Here is a 15,554-nt window from a genome sequence, read left to right as displayed (position 1 = left end):
GCTGTGGCATGAGCAAGTCTCTCGGCCGGAAGCGTAGCGGCACGACCGGTCACGTTCAGCCGGCGCCCACGGCGAGCGCTGCATCGATCTCCCGGAGGAACGGCACCAGATCACCTGGGTTGCGCGAGGTGATGAGGGTCCAGCCGCAGGAGTCATCCTTGACGACCGGCTCGTCCGCCCATTCGCCACCGGCATTGCCGATGTCTGTCCTCAGCGAGGGATAGGAGGTGAGCCTCTTGCCTTCGGTGACACCCGCCTCGACCAAGGCCCAAGGTCCGTGGCAGATGGCCGCTACGGGGCGCCCGGACGACGTGAAAGAGCGGACGATCTCCGTCGTCGAATTCTGCAGACGCAGTGCATCGGCGTTCAAGGTGCCACCTGGTACGAGCAGGAGGTCGTAATCGGCCGGGTCAACATCGCTCAGGGTGAGTTCGGGTCGGATGGTTTTCCCAGGAACTTTGTCGCCGACCAGGGTCTGAACGTCGTCAGCCGACACAGCAGCGACGTCCACATCGGCGCCCCAGCCCCGCAGGTGTTCGAGGGGCACCAGCAGTTCGTCCTGCTCGACGCCGTAGTTCGTGACGATGGCCAGCACCTTCCGCATGCTCACGTCGTTGTCAGACATTCCCAGGTCCTTTCGGGTTGGAACGGTCCGCCGGGAGTGGTTTGGAGTCGTGGGTTGCCTGGATCTTTGCGCTTATGCGGCCTCGCCAGATCTCCCGGCCCGCGGGGACCGATCGGAATCTGCGCCGGGCCGGAGCCCGAACGCCGCGGGGACAACCACGGAGCTGCTCGGAGACTCGACACCGAAGACCGCGCCGTGCGGGTCGTGCGACAGGGCGGTGCGGTGATAACCCGCTACGAACCGGCCGACGGTTCCGCCACCGTGCTGGGCCAGGACTCCCAGGCGGCGATCAGCTGCCCTTCCCGGATTCGAAACGATTGCCCTCACGGCCGACAGCCGGTGCCCGGCGACCGAGGGGAAGGCGAACCGGACGACGCCGGCCCGGAGCGCCATCCCGAAGTCCTCACCAAGGGAGGTGCGCCGGAACTCCCACCCGAGTACGGCGCGGACACGACCCCTTTGCCAGCATGCACGTTCGGCCCTCCGGCGGCGACCGTACAGCGGCAGCTGAAGCGGGAAGCCACTGCGCTGTTCCTCCGCCCATGCGCTGAGCAGGCATGAGAGATCTCGGAGAGAACGCTGTGTGCAGTCCTTACCGAGGCCGGAGCGGTCCAGTTCCTGTACCGACGGTCTCTTCCCCGTGTGAGATGCCGACTGTGGAGCCGGGCCCCTGCCCCGTTGCCAGGGACATTTCCGAGGCGACCTCGCTCGACTCGCGGTCGGTCCGCTGGGGTGCTGGGAAGCACCGACGCGAGAAGGGACGAGAGCGATGACCACAGAACCTTCCCCCGGGGCCCCGGGCCGGTTCCCAGTCGGCCGGATCCGGTGCCACACGACCCGCAGCCGCCGTGCGAGCCAGGTCCCGGCGAGCCCGAGCGCCAGCCAGACGCGGAGCCGCCCCCGGCGCCGGATCCCGGTTCCCGCCCGGTCCCCGAACCGCCCGACTGATCGGAGAGTGCCGCTCCTGCGGCTCCTCCTTCCAGTTGCTCGGGAGCGCGACACCTAACCGATTGCGGCCTCGCAGTGGTCGACGCAAGGTGGATTACGTCATCCCACAGTGAAGGGCAGAATGGTCATGGGCAAGGCAAAGGCGAAGGCCAAGCACGCCAAGGGAAAGCTGAAGGAAACCGTCGGCAGTGCCACGGACGACAAGGAAATGCAGGCTGAGGGCCGCGCCGAGCAATTGGCAGGCAAGGCCCAGGAGACCGCGGCAAAGGCGACTGAGCGGCTGAAGAAGTCCGGACAGTAGTACCTGCATTGCGGGCCGGGCACCCGGGGGCGACCGCATCCGGGTTTCACGGCTCTCAAGGTGCGGGCTGCCGTTGTGAGGTCGCGGGACGCCCGAGCGGCTGGGCGGAGAAGCCCCCCTGTGCACCCTGCGTGATCTCTGAGAGCCGGACGCGACAATGAAACTCCTTCAGCCTCCGGGTGTCTACATGCCACAGGAAGACACCGCCATGCTGATATCCGCTCTGCGGCGCGAGCACCTGTCACCCGGAGCGGAGGTACTCGACGTGGGTACCGGTACCGGCGCCGTGGCGATCGCCGCCGCCCACCACGGCGCTGCCCACGTGGTCGCCATCGACACGTCGGCCGCGGCGGTGCTCACGACACGACTGAACGCACTGCTGTCGGGGCACGCGCGGGCCATCCGGGCCAGCCGAGGTGATCTGACGGAGCCTGCGGCCGGCCAGAGGTTCGACCTCGTGCTGGCGAACCCGCCGTACGTGCCGTCCGCGAACGTCCGCGTTCCGCGGCGCGGCATTGCTCGGGCCTGGGAGGCGGGGATCGACGGCCGGGCGGTGCTCGACCGGCTCTGCGCCAAGTGCCCCGCTCTGCTGCGCCCCGGAGGTGTGCTGCTGGCGGTCCACTCCGTGCTGAGCGACCCGGCGATGACCCTGGCGCGGCTGGCTGAAGGCGGATTGAAGGTGGCTGTGACCGACCGCCGGTTCGTTCCCTTCGGGCCTGTCCTGCGAGAACGGGCCGGCTGGCTGGAGGCCCAGGGCCTGATCGAGCACGGCCAGAAGGCAGAAGAACTGGTGGTGATCCGTGCAGAACGACCGCACTGAACCAGAAACCGCACCTCGGGCAGCCGCACGGCGCGTCATGCAGGAGCCGGGCGGACCCATGCTCGTGGAGGGGCCGGTCGAAGTGGTCCGGGAGGACGGCCGCATTGCCCGCTCGGACCGGCCTGTCGTCGCACTGTGTACCTGCCGGCGGAGCCTCATCTTCCCTTGGTGCGACACGAGCCACCGCGGTCGGAAGAGGCCGAAAGCCCCACCGCCTGCCTCAGAGCGGCACACAGACTGAGGACTCGCCGCCCCGCCACGCGCCGAGCAGCTGCTGCCCGAACCGGTCTTCCAGCCATCCCGTGGCCGCGATGCCGAAGGCGACGTCCGGTGCCAGATCCGGCTCCTCCTGGAGCAGACCGGCTACGACCTCATGCCGTACGAGCTGCTCATGCACGGCGTCGGCCTCCACATGCTCCGCGTAGAAGTGGATGGCCGCAGGCCCGGCACCGGCCCGTTTCAATGCCTGAGCGAGGCGCCGCGACCCAGGTGGCGACGTGGTCTCCACTGAGGCGAAGTGACCGACCAGCGCACCACGGTGTGAGCGGTGGAGTCCAAAGAGTGACATGAGGTTGACGGTCGCGAGCATCTGCCGAGAGCCGGCGTCGAGGTAGTGCCCGTACGAGGTGTCCAGGTCGAGGTCCGCCATCAGATCGGCGAACAGCCTGGAGTGGACCTGTTCTGCCCGTCCCGCTCCGAATTCGTCGTACTCCACAGCGGCCATTCCCGCCTTGGCCCGGCCCGTCAGGCGCGGGATCACCCACACGTGCGGATCGGCCTCCTTGAGGTGGTAGAGCGAGCGGTGGGCGGCGTACTCACGCAGATGCCACAGCTCGCCCTCGTCCCGCAGGAAGCACGACACGTCGTCGGCGTCCGACGGCTCCAGAACGAGTTCGTCCAGCGCGCTGCCGACGTCCTCGGCCACCGGCACGTCAGCGCGCAGAGCTGCCATGAACTCCCGCTCCAGCGCGGCACGCACCTTGAGCAGTTCCGGATCCCACTCCCAGGCACCGTCCACACCGTCGAAGCCGCGGTAGTGCAACTCGTAACAGAGGTACAGGGCGAGTTGGAGGTCGTCGTCGTACGGGTCGCCACCCGCTACCAGGCGTATGTCGGGCAGGCTGCGCCGGCCCGGTCTCCGGCCGAGCGCCTCGATCAGAGCGGCAGACAGCTCACCCCGGGTCTCCGGCAGCCTCACGGCACCTCCCCTTCTTGGCTTTTGCTGGCCCGCCGCCAGCTGAGTCGAGTCCAGTCGGCCGACGCTTGCTCCGCTGAACGCCGGCCCGCCCGTGTTCGGAGTGTGGCAGCGGGTCAGTGCGGCGCGTCTTTCTTTCAGTGCCTGAAGGTGTCCTTGCCCTTCTCGACGACCTGCTTCACTTTACCCTTCACCTTTTGGACCCTCCCCTTTCCCTCCAGCCTTTCGTTGCCCACGGCCCGCCCGACCGATTCCTTAGTTTTCCCCTCCGCGATTTCGCCAATGTTCTTGGACTTCTTTCCGATACCCATTTCTTTCTCCCTGACGTCATTCTGGTGGTGGCAGCAGAGTTCCGAGAGGTCCGAGATCCAAGTTGAGATCTTCCATGGAAAGGTCGTACCGAGAGCAGAGTTCAATCATACGACTGTGCAGAATCATCAAAGTTGCTCCGAGGCGCTCCTCCTGTTCCTCAGTGAGGTCTCCTGCGTCGACCCGCTGAAGGGCTTGGCGTTCCATGAGCTGTCGTAGCAGCTCGACGAGTGTGAGTACGAGCTTGATCAGGTCCCGTTCCACCGTGTCCGGGGCGGTAGTGATCCGATGGGCCGGCCTTCGCGCCTCAGCACCGCCCCGGGGCAGGATGTCCTGCGGCATCGCGGGCAGCATGCGGAAGGCGCGGGCGGCGGCGTCGGCGATCTCGTCCAGGCGGCTTCCGGGCGGTTGGCCCTTACCTGACATGGTCGTCTCCTACGGGTGCTGAGATGGCATGCCACGGGGAAGGATTCTGTTCGCTGATGGAGACGATCAGCGCGCGAAGCGAAATGCGTACGAGGTCGATATCGGCAATGGAGAGCACGACGTCACCGGTCAGGACCACGCCTCCGCTCAGCAACCGGTCCAGCAGGTCGATCAGTGCGATCTGCCGTTGCGGCAGCGGCTCCTCCGGCGCAGCCTCCGGCCTGCCCGCCGCCCTCACGGCGTGGCCCTCCTCAGCGGTTCGGCTTCGGTGAGGGTGGCGAAGGAGTACGGGGCCCACGGCCCGGTGACTTCGACGCGTACCCCGGGTAGTCCTTCTGCGGCCTGCATGACATCGGCGCGGAAGTCCTCAGCTTGTCGCAGCGGCACAAGGTAGGCGTCGTTGATGACGTTCTCTCCCGGCCCGCGGGCGAGTTCGCCCTGCTGCGGCCGGTGCTGGACGCGATCGACCGCATAAGCGCGGGCGGCGGCCTCGACCCGCTCGGCGGCCTGTTCTGCGCCCCTATAGACGTCTTCGCGGGCGTTTCGCTGTGCTCTGCGCCGGCTGAGGTAAGCCCGCCCGGGGGTCAGACCCGCATCTGTGGGTGGGCCTGCCGGCCCCTCCTCGGAGGCCGCTTCGACATAGATCTTGACGCCCCACTCCACCTGCGCTGCAAGGTCGGTCAGTCTGTCGGCAAACGCCTCACGGCGGGCCCGGAGCATGAGTCGCACCCGCTCGTCGTCGAGGTACACCGTGGCCAGACGCAGTGGCAGGACGGCGGTGCGGGCGGCCAAGGCCTCAATCACCCGGTGATGAGCGCGGGCGACTGACTCCAGCCAGTCCAAGTCCTCAAGATGCGCTCGCAGCGCGGCCTCTTGGAAGTCTCGCTCGGGTACCGGGCTCACGGCGACCACCACATCGTCGCTGTGCTCTACACGTACTAGATGCACCGTCGCCTCCGCCACTCCAGGGAGCCCGGACAGAGCTTCTTCCAGCGATCCGTCGGCGTCCCGTGCTACGGCGTACGCATAGGAGACCGTGGCGTTCATTGCTCGTCCCGCCTCTCGCTGCGGGGGCTGGTCGCTGCCCGTTTGGTGCGTGAGGTGCGGCGGGGGGCCGCGGTGCGGCTCTCCTCGTTCTTGGCCGGTGGCAGCTCACGGTCCTCGCGCAGCGCCGTGATTTCAGCCCGCAGCCGTTTGTTCTCCTCGGCGAGTGAGCGGCCGTCGTTGGCGCGTGACGACAGTGAGGGATCGTGCTCCCACCAGTCAATGCCCATTTCCTTCGCTTTGTCCACCGAAGCGATCAGCAGGCGCAGCTTGATGGTGAGCAGTTCGATGTCCAGGAGGTTGATCTGGATATCGCCTGCGATGACGATGCCTTTGTCCAGTACGCGTTCCAGGATGTCGGCGAGATTGGCCGAGGAGCCCTGGCCATACGGGGCGGACCTGGACGGGAGGTCGCCCAGCCTCCTGGCGACGGGTTCGGTCACGGCCGCTGCACCTCAATTCCCTGGTGTCCCGGAGCTTCGACGGGAGCGCGTGGCAATGGGCCCGTTCCACCGGCTGCGCGATCAGGTATCGACGCCCTGGACATGGGCCCTGATCTCGTCCAGCCGATCCAGCAACTCGTCCTCGCGCTGGTCGAAGGTTTGCTCGTCGATTTCTCCCGCCACGAGCGCTCGCTCAAGTGCGGCGAGTTCCCGTTCGACGGGGGCTGGGTCGTAGTACTCGTTCTCCGCGGCCTCGACGACGCGCTCCATGACCCAGGCCACGCCGCGCACCGGCGCCAGCGGAAGAGTTGCGAGTTGAGTCAGCAGTCCCATGAGGACTCCTCAGACGAAGCTGTAGGCGGGCAGCGGGCCGAGCAGTCGCAGGTCGAAGTCCTCGCCCAGTTCCTTGGCGATGTCCTGTTCCGCACCGAGGAATGTCTTCTCGTTGTCCCGCTCCACCAGGAAGGACACATTCAGGAAGTCGTTCCCGGTCGGCTGCGACGAGCGTTCTTCCCGAGCGAGTCCGCGCAGCGCATCAAGGACTTCGACGGCGAGCCGTTCCTGCCGCGCTTGCACTTCCTGGGAGACCAGCTCCCCGAGGGCGAGGGGCAGTTCCGGGCCGCTGCGGCCGCTTCTCATCTCCTCGTTGAGTTCACGCGCCTCGTCGGACTCCCGAAGGATTTGGCGCAACAGCGCATCCTCGTCCTGGGCGGCCTTCAGGTGGTATTCCACGCAGCCCTCCAGCGCCCGCAAGCGTTCGCTGAATTCATCTGCACCGTCCTCCAGGACCGCTCGTACAGCGTCGTCGTCCACGGTGGTGAAGCCGAACTGCAGTGGCAAAACGGTGCCGTCGGCCATCAGCTGTTCCTGGACGGCCTGGTGGGCGCCGAGGTCTCGGCGTTTGGGACGCAGCTCCTCGGGCGCGTCACTGACGACCGCGGACAGCATTTCGGTGCGCACCGTGCGGAGGGTCGCCGGCGGATCCCCCACCCCGTGGAGGCCGTCCAAGCGCTGCGGATGGGTGGCCAGGACAATGGAGTACACGTATACGGCCATGGTTCACTCCTCGCGGCGTCGGGCGGCAGGCCGACGCCGCGGCCGCTCCCGCCTCTCCTCGGGCTCCTTGCGCCTCTTTTCCGACTGCTCTGCCTCCTCGTCGTCGTGCCCTCCCTTCAGGGCATCGGTCAGCACGTCAGCGGCCCCGCTCAGCGCGCCCTTGGCTTTGCCATGCGCTCCGCCCTCGGTCACCTCGCCGACCAGGTCGGTCAGCTGAGACGGAGCCTTGCGACCCTCTTCCAGGTCGAGGCGGTTACAGGCCTCCGCGAAGCGCAGGTAGGTATCCACGCTCGCCACGACGATGCGGGCATCGATCTTGAGGATCTCGATGCCCACCAAGGACACACGCACAAAGACATCGATTACCAGGCCGCGGTCCAGAATCAGTTCGAGGATGTCGTAAAGGTTCCCCGACCCTCCTCCGCCGGCCCTGGAAATGGTTCCTCCGCCCTGCGGCACCATAGTCATGGTGCCTCCTTTCAACAGCTCACACGTGGCTCCGGACGAGGCCGCTTCCGTTCGTCCGTCGAGCGGTGCAGCGGTGGTATTCCGGCCCTAGCCACGTGGGTCGATCTGGGCTCGGGTGTAGCGGCGGGTGCGCTCGTACGCCAGCAATTCGCCTTCCTCGTCCAGCGTCACCCGGTAACTCGCCATCACGCTGGTTGTGCCGGGGATACGCTCCAGCTCCAGAACTTCCACGTCCGCCTGCCAGCCGTCCTCCGTCGGCTTCAACGCCGAGACGGACTCGGGTGCTCGCCCCAAAAGCTCCTGGAGCTGCTCAGCCGCATAACGCATGGCTCGCGGGGCCGAAACCCGACGTGCCGCACGCTTCGTTTCGTTCGTGCCGCTGCCGGCCCGTCCGGTGCTGGTTTTCCCGGCAGTCTTCTTGACGGGCTTCTTGCTGGACGGACGCCGGACGCGCCCTGTCTCGTCCTCTTCGCCTACGGTCATGTTTCCCGCTCCGGAATCGGAGACGACATGATGCCCGCGTCACCTTCACAAGACGCCGTTCCATGATATACGGCCTGGGCCAACCGCATCTCGGAGCTCGCATTGCTTCAGCGCCGGACGCATCCTCCTAACCGCGCCCTGGCCTCTCCACTGACTGCATGGCGCCATCGCGTTTCGCAAGTGGTGGAACGCCGGGGTTCACTCTTGCTGACCCGTTCCCCGACGACCCCAGGCGCATGTGCCCATTCCGTGAGTAGTTGCCCTTGCGGCGCGCAGGGACCAAAGTAAAAAAAGAGAGGCAGGTGCAAGATCGGAGAACTCCGTGATCATTCCCGGAATCATCTTGCTTGTCGCCGGGTTCGTGACCGGCATCTCCATACTGTGAGCAATCGGGATAGTTCTCGCGGTTATCGGGGTTATCTTGTGGATCTTGGGTTCTCTGGGGCACGCGGTCGCTGGTCAAAGGCACTACTGGTAGCCCGGCAGAGTCTCGCCATCCACGTCGTCTGTGGCGACGACGTGGATGAGCACGTTCAGGCGGTCCGCACCTATGTGGAGGCCGACCTTGGCGAGGCGCCGCCTGCGGTCATTTCGGCGCTGTGTGTGCTCCAGCCCGACTGATTCCTCCAGCCCGACTGATTCCGGGATTTCCAGCTTCCACAACGCCAGGCTGCGGCCCGACAAAATTGGTGGTCTGCGGTCCCGAGACGGGTAGGCCCCCTACCTGAAGGCGACGCAAGTCACGGCGTCACCGCTGTCGTCCCTGCCCCCGGGAGGGGGTTACGTCCTCTTCCTCTTCCTCTTCCTCTTCGTCCTCGTCCTCTTCGTCCTCGTCCTCGTCCTCGTCCTCGTATTCGCCTTCCTCTTCGTCCTCGTCCTCGTCTTCGTAGTCTTCCTCGTCGGGCTCGTCCTCGTCCTCGTAGTCTTCGCCTTCGGGCTCGTAGTCCTCGGGCTCCTCCTCGTAGTCCTCGTCCTCGGACTCCTCGTCTTGTGAGTCCTCCTGCTCGGCGGCCTCTTCTTCCATGGCGTCTTCGTGGGACACGACGACTTCGCCGTCCCTGATTTCACCGCGCCAGCCCTCGGGCTCTTCCTGGGCAAGGGTGACGTATCGCTGAAAGTGCTTGAAGTCGAGTCGCATTCGGCGCCCTTGGGCGCGCCACAGGTTGCCCGTCTTCTCGAAGAACCCGGACGGGTAGTACTCCACGACCAGGACGATTCGAGTCAGGCTGGGTGCCAGCTCATGAAAACTGACCGCACCACGGGTAGTTCCCTTGGCCCCCTCGGATGTCCAAACGATGCGGTCGTCGGGAATCTGTTCCTGGACAGTCGCTTTGAAGCCGCGCGAGGATGGGCCGACCTTGACCTTCCAGTCACTGGACATCTCATCGCTCTTCGAGACATCGCGAACACCCTTCGCGAAGCTGCTGAACTGGTCGTACTGCGTCCAGTGGTCGTACGCGACACGCAGGGGAACTCCCACATCGAGAACCTCGATGATGTTCATGACCTTGCCGCCGCTCGACTTGCGTTTCCCCTTTCCTCCACCGAACGCTTCTTTGACCTTCCCCACGACATTGTCCTTGACGCCCTTGGCTTTCTCTCCGACGAATGCCTTCAGCGGGGAATCGCCCTGGAGAATACGGGAGCCGATCGCGGGAAGCGATCCGGTCTCGGCCACATCGGTGAGCTGCCCAGTGACATCGGTCAGTTTGTCGCCCGCCTTCTCGGCGAGCCTCTCCACCTGTGCACTGAGGAAGTTGGACGCCTCTTCGCGAAGCCGGTCCGCACCCGACATTTGTGCCGTGGGCTGGTCTGTTTCCGTCCTGGTCATGACTGGCTACCTCCGACGATCGGCGCGCTTGGACGCTGCTCGCTTCGACGACGTCGTCTTCCGGGCGGCGGACTTCTTGGCCGGAGCGGTCTTCTTCGCAGCCGTCTTCTTCGCCGGGGCCGCCTTCCGGGCGGCAGGCTTCCTGGCCGACGCAGATTTCTTCGCAGCCGCCTTCTTCGCCGGGGCCGCCTTCCGGGCGGCAGACTTCTTGGCCGTCCGAGGCTTCTCTCCACTGGCAGGAGCAGCCTTCTTCCGCGCCGCGCCTCCTCTGGGCTGGGCTGATTGACGAGAACTACGGCGCTGCTTCGGCTGCCTCGCTTCCGGCTCTTCCTCTTCCTCCTCGTATTCCTCTTCCGGCTGCTCCTCCTCTTCCTCAGCCTCGCCCTCTTCGTACTCGGCCTCCGGCTCTTCCTCTTCCGGTTCCTCCTCTTCCTCGTACTCTGCGCCCCCCTCTTCCAGCTCGTGCTCCTCCTCGTCCCCCTCTTCCTCCCCCTCATCCTGCTTCTCGCCGAGCCGGGCCGTACGGTCGCCGATGGCGTCGGCAAGCGAACTCATGCCCCGGTCGGCAGCGGCGGCCACTGCCTTACGGCCTGCGTCGAAGACTTCCCCTTTCAGCTGCTCCTGCAGCTCGGCGAACTGGGGGATCTCTCCTAGTCTGCGCATCCCTTCGGCTGCAAGCTGTCGGGGTTCAAGGCCGAATCGTCTCCCTGCCAGGTACGTTGCAATGGTCAGGGCCAGCCGGCCCTTTTTCGTCCGGCCCAGCACATAGCCGCCCACTACTGCAGCCGCGAGGGTCACCTTGGCCGTGTCATCCATGAGTGCGTCACCTTCGATCGTTCGGTGCGGGGCCGACCTGGCCGGTCGAGCAACCTTTCCTCTTCCCGGTTCGAACTCCCTCCGTGTCGAAATATCCGTCTTCAAGTTCCCGTTTCAATAAAGCCAGCTGGGCGCGGAGCACTCCTGAGCCGTGCAGTTCGCACTCGGCAGTGTCGCGGAGCTTCCGCCACCCCGATCAGACCGCGGACCGGCGCGATGGGGAGCGTGAGCAGTCCCGTGATCAGTCCCATGGTCGGACTCCGGCGGCCTGAACGTGAGTTCCTGCAGCGGCGACGAATTCGCAACAGGGCAGCAGACTCTCAGGACGCAGCTCGACGTGTTCACGGTGCGCTGTTCCAAATCGCTCCGTCGCGCCTCGCAAGTCGTGGTTTTCGCCGCGGGGCTGTCGTTCTTCTGCCATGCATTCAAGTCTGATCGGTATCGGGCGCCTCGCACCTTGAGCGGAGCCGGCGGGCACATCAGCCGGGGTGGGCGGCCGCTGTGGGGCGATGTTTTGGCGGTATAGCGGACGACGGCACGAGCCCATCCGTCATCTGCCGTGTGTCCACAGTGCTCTTGCCCCCGTATCGCTTTCGCCGTGACCGATCAATTCCTTCCGCCGCACCTGTGGCGTTCCCCGGCCTGGGGCCAGGGCGTGGAGATGGCTGCTCACCAGCCGTGCACCAAGGCCACAGACATTCGGTCTACTGCTGCTACACGGCGAGCCCCTGGCAGCGCGGCTCGAAGGGGAACACCAACGGCCTTCTGCGACAGAACTTTCCCAAGGACATTGGCTTCTCGTCGCAGACACCTGAGCGGCCGGAAGCGGTGGCTGCCGGACTCAACAGCCGACCACGAAAGACGCTCGACTGGGAAACCCCAGCCGAGCGTATTGCCATCTACGGGACCCGGTCAGCTGATGCGCTGTTGAGGCTGACCCCCTCAGCCTTTCGCTCGCCCCGTGTCCTGGGGTATTCCTTCGACGACTTCCACAAGTCGCCGCAGCATGCTGCGGTGCCGGATCTACGCAAAAGCGTCTACAGCGGATGCTCGTCGCGAATGACCAAGGTCTTGTCGCCCCACGGCCGGATGTCGAAGGCGATCCGTGCCGCACCCAACGACCCTCCGTGCGCTTCGAGTTCCAACGCGTTCGGCGCATCGAGGCGACGAACCGTCGTATGTCCGTGGAACTCCTTCAGCCCCACAACACCGTGTACTTGATCGACGATCCGAATTCCGGCCAACGCCCGTTGCCCGGGGCGGAGTCCAAGGTCCCCACCACCCAGTCCGCGTAACGGCTCTCGTCCTCCAGAACCGCCCAGAGCACGGACGGCCCCCGGGCGATGAGCTTATGACGTACAGCCATGTGTGCTTCCATCCAGGATGCCGAACAGCACGCGGCACCCGAGCACACCGGGATTAAGCAGCACTACCAATAATGCCGTCGACCGCCCACCGCATGCCCGACAGCGCCCAGGATCCAAAGAACAATGCCGATCGCGACGAGCACGATGCCTATCGTCCACAGGATCGATATGCCGGCCACCAAACCGATGACCAGCAGAATGACGCCGAGGATGATCATGGCGTCCTCCGTTTCTCCCAGGTCTTTTCAGTATGCGCCTCACACGTATATGTGGCGATGCAGACCCTGCGGGAGAGCCTCCTGCCGGTGGAGGAGGTATCGCAGTCCACACCGAACCAGAAGGCCTCACTCGTTCAAGATCACCACACCCGTGCCGCACCGATCCCCCATGGACAGCCCTTAGACGACACGGTGGGAGCGGTGGCGGACCTCCCGGAGCCGGACCTCCGACGGCAGGCGGTCCAGGCCTGCCGAGTCCCGTGCGTCTGGGAGCGTTTCCCCGCTCAGTCGCTCCAGAGTCCGCACCGGTTCTGCGTGAGGTTCGAGCAACAGCCGTACTCGTGCGGCCGGAGCAGCAGGCCGGCCCGTCAGCCGCACATGAACGTGCGAGATCCCATCCAGCACCTTCGCCTCCTCCTCGATTGCGTCCTCCAGCGCACGGGCATTGAGTCGGGCCGCCACATCACCTTCGCTCTCGATGAGGACCTGGCCCGGCCGGTGTCTGTGCAACTGCGCCAGAAACCACCAAAGCAGCAGCGCGAGAAGCACGACGAGCACCGCGATGACAACCGGCCACCACCAGCCCTCCTCCCGCCACCGGGTGCGTCCCCAGGTGCCCAACACGACATCCTCCGGGCCTCGGAAGGGCCACCAGCCCGGCATGTCGAACCCCCAGTGGCGCTGCAGATCCAGCCCACCGAGCAGCACGCCGCCGCCCAGGGCGAACAGTCCAAGGCCGAGCAGCCCCAGCAACACCCGGTTCACTGCCTTGAGCATGGGACACCTCACCCCTTCTTCGGGCGCCGGACGTGCACGTGCAGCGTGGGCTTCCGGGCGAGGCCCAAGTTCGTCACGGCTTCGCTCAGCACGGCGTCCAGATCCGCGTGGACCTCGTTGAGATCGCGGAAATGTGCCTGTGCCCGGGCTCTGACTTTCCGGCGGCCTACATCGACCCGTGCCGATTGCACACCGGACACCCGTACGGCCCGGTCGCGCAGATTCAGCGCGGCTGCGTGGCGGTCGAGCCCGGCGTGGACCTCCACTGTTCTGGCAACTCCGGTGGGCTGCCGCATGGGTAGCACTCTGCGCAGTCCCGGCGTCACCGCCAGCAGGAAGAGCAACAGGCCAAGAGCCATCGCCACCGCGGCCCCGACGATCATCCAGATGTCATGCAGCGGTCGTGTGGCCAGTTCCTCGGCGAGCCGCCGTCGCCAGCTCATCCCGGGCCGGTCTGCCCGCACCGAGACCACGTCGTACAGGAGAAGCCCCATGCCTGCGACGGACAGCAGCGCCACAACGGCTGCGGGAATCCGTCGCGCTGACCAGAAGCGGCGCGCCGGCCGGCCCGATTCGCGGACCGCTGCTGTCGCGCCCCCAGCGGGGGTACCTGCGGATGACGTTGCCTGTCCCGTACTGGAGGGAATGTCGCCATCGCCGGTCGGCTGTCGCCTGCTGTTCGCGCTCATCTCACTCTCTCCCGGTCTCTGTTCCGCGAGTGCACCGAGTGCAGCTTCTCGACCGACACCGTGAGTTCGGAGACGTCAATGCCGGCCCATGTCCTGAGCTGCTCGATGACCTCGCGGCGCACGGCAGCGCACTGAGCCCCGATGTCGGACGGATAGCCCAGCTCCACGGCGATACGCATCCGTACCTCGCCGAGCATGTCCGGACGGCCATGGGCGGTGTCGCCGACTCGTCCTGCGGCGTGCTCCTTCCGCTCCGGTGCCCGCCGCACAGACGTCGTCACGCGCGGTGTCCGGTGGCCGGGCGGTACACGGCGGGCCGCATCGGTGAACCGGCTCAACGCCTCGCGGGCCACGTGGGAAGCGATCTTCGCGACGGCATGGTCGGAGACGGTGGTCGCACCCCGCTCTCTGCGAGGAACGCCCGGCCGACGATCGACGTCACTGGTCACTACCGCCAGTCCCCCTGAGCCTGTCGCCGGCTATCACGTACCCGCTGGTGGTCGTCACGGCGGCGGCGGATGAAGTCACCCGGCTCAAGATCACCTTCCATCAAGCGCCCGGCGACAAGCCCGACGGCGCCCAGTACCAGCACCAGCAGGAAGGCCCAGAAGCCACCGAAGTACCCGGCGAAACCCAGTGCCATTCCGGCAATCAAGCCGACCTCAGCCTTGCTCATCACGCGCTCCTTCGCTCAAGCGGGCTTCTCCCCCTTGGCTACTGGACCCGCTGCCGCTGTTCCTCTTCGTCCTCCTCGTCGGGCAGCTTCACATCGCTGACCGCGATGTTGACTTCCACGACTTCCAGGCCCGCCATCCGCTCCACTGCGGAGATCACGTTCTCGCGCACGTCACCGGCCACGTCCGTGATTGAGACGCCGTAGTCGACGACGATCTCCAGATCGATGGCCGCCTGCAGCTCTCCCACCTCGACACTGACCCCGCGCGTGACGGACTTGCCGCTGCCTGCGCCGGGCATCCGCTCCCGCATGGTTCCCATCGAGCGTGCAAATCCGCTACCCAGGGCATGGACGCCGAGCACATCGCGAGCCGCCATTCCGGCGATCTTCTCTACCACCACGTCGGCAATGGTCGTCCGACCGCGAGAGCCGGGCGCACTGTCGCGCATTCCGCCGGTGTTCTCAGTCATCGGGCTATTCCTCCCTGAAGGAGATCACCTAGCACTCTTTAACCGGATTATATTCGTTTTAGTGGGATCTATCAGAGGTTTGAGCCATGGGACGGAGGGTTCGACGAGTGGTACGAAGTGCCCCTGCCCAGAGCACCTGCGGAATCGGGGCGCACTACGGGAGAAGGAGAACCGCGGCCATGAAAGAGGGTGTCACCGCACCGCAGACGGGCCAGGGCGAGGAGAGCCTGACGACCTGCGGTAAGACGCCGCCACGGGGTCCCGATCTCCCCACGCCGCACAGCGAGCCGTTCGGTCAGGCACCGCGGGGTGCGACTGGACAGGTCGACCGACGACGGGCGGACAAACGCACGTAACTCCTGGTGGTTGCGGGCGATCTTGGTCGAGAACCCGTCCACCAGGAGCTTCGTCGTTCCTCGGAACTGTCCGACACGCGGCCATCAGCGTCAGGCCGGGAAAGGCTCAATCCACACAATGTGCGACACAAGTGGGCCACCGTGACCTTGACGAGCTGCCGTCAGGTGGTCGAGGCGGCCGTGGCGCCGCACCTGCTCACAGCAGGCCGAACGACCTCAGGACCCGGCGCTGGCTC

At 66.0% G+C, this 15,554-nt stretch carries 24 protein-coding genes and 3 pseudogenes; 5 read left to right on the top strand and 22 right to left on the bottom strand.

Features of this window, described 5'->3' with window-relative positions; all coding sequences use genetic code 11:
• Positions 1–55: 55 nt before the first annotated feature.
• On the bottom strand, positions 56–625 hold the full coding sequence (locus EES42_RS16220; protein WP_124718934.1) for a type 1 glutamine amidotransferase domain-containing protein: 570 nt from the start codon (positions 623–625) through the stop codon (positions 56–58).
• A gap of 1,075 nt (positions 626–1,700) precedes the next feature.
• Between EES42_RS16220 and EES42_RS16210 the strand changes: the two genes are divergently transcribed.
• The 3 genes from EES42_RS16210 (at position 1,701) to EES42_RS16200 (ending at position 2,935) form a co-directional block, all read left to right on the top strand.
• Entirely contained in the window at positions 1,701–1,874 is a 174-nt protein-coding gene (locus tag EES42_RS16210; RefSeq protein WP_124718933.1) for a CsbD family protein, read from the top strand.
• A 157-nt stretch (positions 1,875–2,031) separates the two neighbouring features.
• The gene (locus EES42_RS16205) at positions 2,032–2,694 is read left to right on the top strand and encodes a HemK2/MTQ2 family protein methyltransferase (RefSeq protein WP_124718932.1); all 663 of its coding nucleotides are present in this window, start codon (positions 2,032–2,034) and stop codon (positions 2,692–2,694) included.
• A gap of 37 nt (positions 2,695–2,731) precedes the next feature.
• Positions 2,732–2,935 carry a CDGSH iron-sulfur domain-containing protein gene (locus EES42_RS16200; RefSeq protein ID WP_124718931.1) on the top strand — a complete coding sequence of 68 codons (204 nt, stop codon included), beginning with the start codon at positions 2,732–2,734 and terminating at the stop codon, positions 2,933–2,935.
• Here EES42_RS16200 and EES42_RS16195 read toward each other — a convergent pair.
• The 10 genes from EES42_RS16195 to EES42_RS16150 all read right to left on the bottom strand — a co-directional run bounded on the left by EES42_RS16195 (position 2,915) and on the right by EES42_RS16150 (position 8,118).
• Positions 2,915–3,892, bottom strand: a complete 978-nt coding sequence (locus EES42_RS16195; RefSeq protein WP_124718930.1) for an iron-containing redox enzyme family protein — start codon at positions 3,890–3,892, stop codon at positions 2,915–2,917. The genes EES42_RS16200 and EES42_RS16195 overlap by 21 nt on opposite strands.
• Positions 3,893–4,026: 134 nt before the next feature.
• Positions 4,027–4,200, bottom strand: a complete 174-nt coding sequence (locus EES42_RS16190; RefSeq protein WP_124718929.1) for a CsbD family protein — start codon at positions 4,198–4,200, stop codon at positions 4,027–4,029.
• Positions 4,201–4,216: 16 nt separating this feature from the next.
• Complete coding sequence (locus EES42_RS16185; protein WP_124718928.1) at positions 4,217–4,624, bottom strand: gas vesicle protein K; 408 nt, start codon at positions 4,622–4,624, stop codon at positions 4,217–4,219.
• The gene (locus EES42_RS16180) at positions 4,614–4,862 is read right to left on the bottom strand and encodes a gas vesicle protein (protein ID WP_124718927.1); all 249 of its coding nucleotides are present in this window, start codon (positions 4,860–4,862) and stop codon (positions 4,614–4,616) included. Before EES42_RS16180 ends, EES42_RS16185 begins: the two co-directional genes overlap by 11 nt.
• On the bottom strand, positions 4,859–5,671 hold the full coding sequence (locus tag EES42_RS16175) for a GvpL/GvpF family gas vesicle protein (RefSeq protein ID WP_124718926.1): 813 nt from the start codon (positions 5,669–5,671) through the stop codon (positions 4,859–4,861). The genes EES42_RS16180 and EES42_RS16175 overlap by 4 nt, the downstream gene beginning before the upstream one ends.
• Entirely contained in the window at positions 5,668–6,111 is a 444-nt protein-coding gene (locus EES42_RS16170) for a gas vesicle protein (RefSeq protein ID WP_164495246.1), read from the bottom strand. Before EES42_RS16170 ends, EES42_RS16175 begins: the two co-directional genes overlap by 4 nt.
• A gap of 81 nt (positions 6,112–6,192) precedes the next feature.
• Positions 6,193–6,444: a gas vesicle protein GvpG gene (locus tag EES42_RS16165; RefSeq protein ID WP_124718925.1), complete on the bottom strand. Its 252-nt coding sequence runs from the start codon at positions 6,442–6,444 to the stop codon at positions 6,193–6,195.
• Positions 6,445–6,453: 9 nt separating this feature from the next.
• On the bottom strand, positions 6,454–7,167 hold the full coding sequence (locus EES42_RS16160; RefSeq protein WP_124718924.1) for a GvpL/GvpF family gas vesicle protein: 714 nt from the start codon (positions 7,165–7,167) through the stop codon (positions 6,454–6,456).
• Between the two features lie 3 nt (positions 7,168–7,170).
• Positions 7,171–7,635: a gas vesicle structural protein GvpA gene (locus tag EES42_RS16155; protein WP_124718923.1), complete on the bottom strand. Its 465-nt coding sequence runs from the start codon at positions 7,633–7,635 to the stop codon at positions 7,171–7,173.
• Between the two features lie 87 nt (positions 7,636–7,722).
• The gene (locus EES42_RS16150; RefSeq protein ID WP_124718922.1) at positions 7,723–8,118 is read right to left on the bottom strand and encodes a gas vesicle protein GvpO; all 396 of its coding nucleotides are present in this window, start codon (positions 8,116–8,118) and stop codon (positions 7,723–7,725) included.
• 322 nt (positions 8,119–8,440) lie between these two features.
• Between EES42_RS16150 and EES42_RS46145 the strand changes: the two are divergent.
• Positions 8,441–8,596 (top strand): annotated as a pseudogene (locus EES42_RS46145) (DUF6131 family protein).
• 270 nt (positions 8,597–8,866) lie between these two features.
• Here the strand turns inward: EES42_RS46145 and EES42_RS16145 are convergent.
• A complete protein-coding gene (locus EES42_RS16145) occupies positions 8,867–9,949 on the bottom strand; it encodes an SRPBCC family protein (RefSeq protein ID WP_124718921.1) in 1,083 nt (360 codons plus the stop codon).
• 6 nt (positions 9,950–9,955) lie between these two features.
• On the bottom strand, positions 9,956–10,765 hold the full coding sequence (locus tag EES42_RS16140; protein ID WP_124718920.1) for a histone protein: 810 nt from the start codon (positions 10,763–10,765) through the stop codon (positions 9,956–9,958).
• Positions 10,766–11,372: 607 nt separating this feature from the next.
• On the opposite strand from EES42_RS16140, the pseudogene EES42_RS46140 reads away from it, so the two are divergent.
• Positions 11,373–11,662 (top strand): annotated as a pseudogene (locus EES42_RS46140) (IS30 family transposase); the annotation flags it as partial.
• 140 nt (positions 11,663–11,802) lie between these two features.
• On the opposite strand, the gene EES42_RS47585 reads toward EES42_RS46140, so the two are convergent.
• From EES42_RS47585 to EES42_RS46135, 9 genes and pseudogenes are all read right to left on the bottom strand, one after another.
• On the bottom strand, positions 11,803–11,970 hold the full coding sequence (locus tag EES42_RS47585) for a hypothetical protein (protein WP_346775399.1): 168 nt from the start codon (positions 11,968–11,970) through the stop codon (positions 11,803–11,805).
• Positions 11,961–12,131 carry a hypothetical protein gene (locus EES42_RS47580; protein WP_323180840.1) on the bottom strand — a complete coding sequence of 57 codons (171 nt, stop codon included), beginning with the start codon at positions 12,129–12,131 and terminating at the stop codon, positions 11,961–11,963. The genes EES42_RS47585 and EES42_RS47580 overlap by 10 nt, the downstream gene beginning before the upstream one ends.
• A 63-nt stretch (positions 12,132–12,194) precedes the next feature.
• Positions 12,195–12,350, bottom strand: a complete 156-nt coding sequence (locus EES42_RS44725; protein ID WP_164495245.1) for a DUF6131 family protein — start codon at positions 12,348–12,350, stop codon at positions 12,195–12,197.
• Positions 12,351–12,530: 180 nt separating this feature from the next.
• Positions 12,531–13,127, bottom strand: a complete 597-nt coding sequence (amaP, locus tag EES42_RS16125) for an alkaline shock response membrane anchor protein AmaP (protein WP_124718919.1) — start codon at positions 13,125–13,127, stop codon at positions 12,531–12,533.
• A gap of 8 nt (positions 13,128–13,135) precedes the next feature.
• Positions 13,136–13,816 carry a DUF6286 domain-containing protein gene (locus tag EES42_RS16120; protein WP_124718918.1) on the bottom strand — a complete coding sequence of 227 codons (681 nt, stop codon included), beginning with the start codon at positions 13,814–13,816 and terminating at the stop codon, positions 13,136–13,138.
• Complete coding sequence (locus tag EES42_RS47575) at positions 13,813–14,097, bottom strand: hypothetical protein (RefSeq protein WP_346775394.1); 285 nt, start codon at positions 14,095–14,097, stop codon at positions 13,813–13,815. The genes EES42_RS16120 and EES42_RS47575 overlap by 4 nt, the downstream gene beginning before the upstream one ends.
• Positions 14,098–14,264: 167 nt before the next feature.
• Positions 14,265–14,492 (bottom strand): hypothetical protein, encoded by a 228-nt coding sequence (locus tag EES42_RS16110; RefSeq protein WP_124718916.1) that lies wholly within the window; start codon positions 14,490–14,492, stop codon positions 14,265–14,267.
• A gap of 38 nt (positions 14,493–14,530) precedes the next feature.
• Positions 14,531–14,962 carry an Asp23/Gls24 family envelope stress response protein gene (locus EES42_RS16105; RefSeq protein ID WP_124718915.1) on the bottom strand — a complete coding sequence of 144 codons (432 nt, stop codon included), beginning with the start codon at positions 14,960–14,962 and terminating at the stop codon, positions 14,531–14,533.
• 188 nt (positions 14,963–15,150) lie between these two features.
• Positions 15,151–15,339 (bottom strand): annotated as a pseudogene (locus EES42_RS46135) (hypothetical protein); the annotation flags it as partial.
• Positions 15,340–15,554: the final 215 nt, after the last annotated feature.

The sequence above is a fragment of the Streptomyces sp. ADI95-17 genome (assembly GCF_003846175.1).
In the GTDB taxonomy this organism is placed as follows: Bacteria; Actinomycetota; Actinomycetes; order Streptomycetales; family Streptomycetaceae; genus Streptomyces; species Streptomyces sanglieri.
This window is presented reverse-complemented; position numbering and strand designations above follow the sequence as displayed.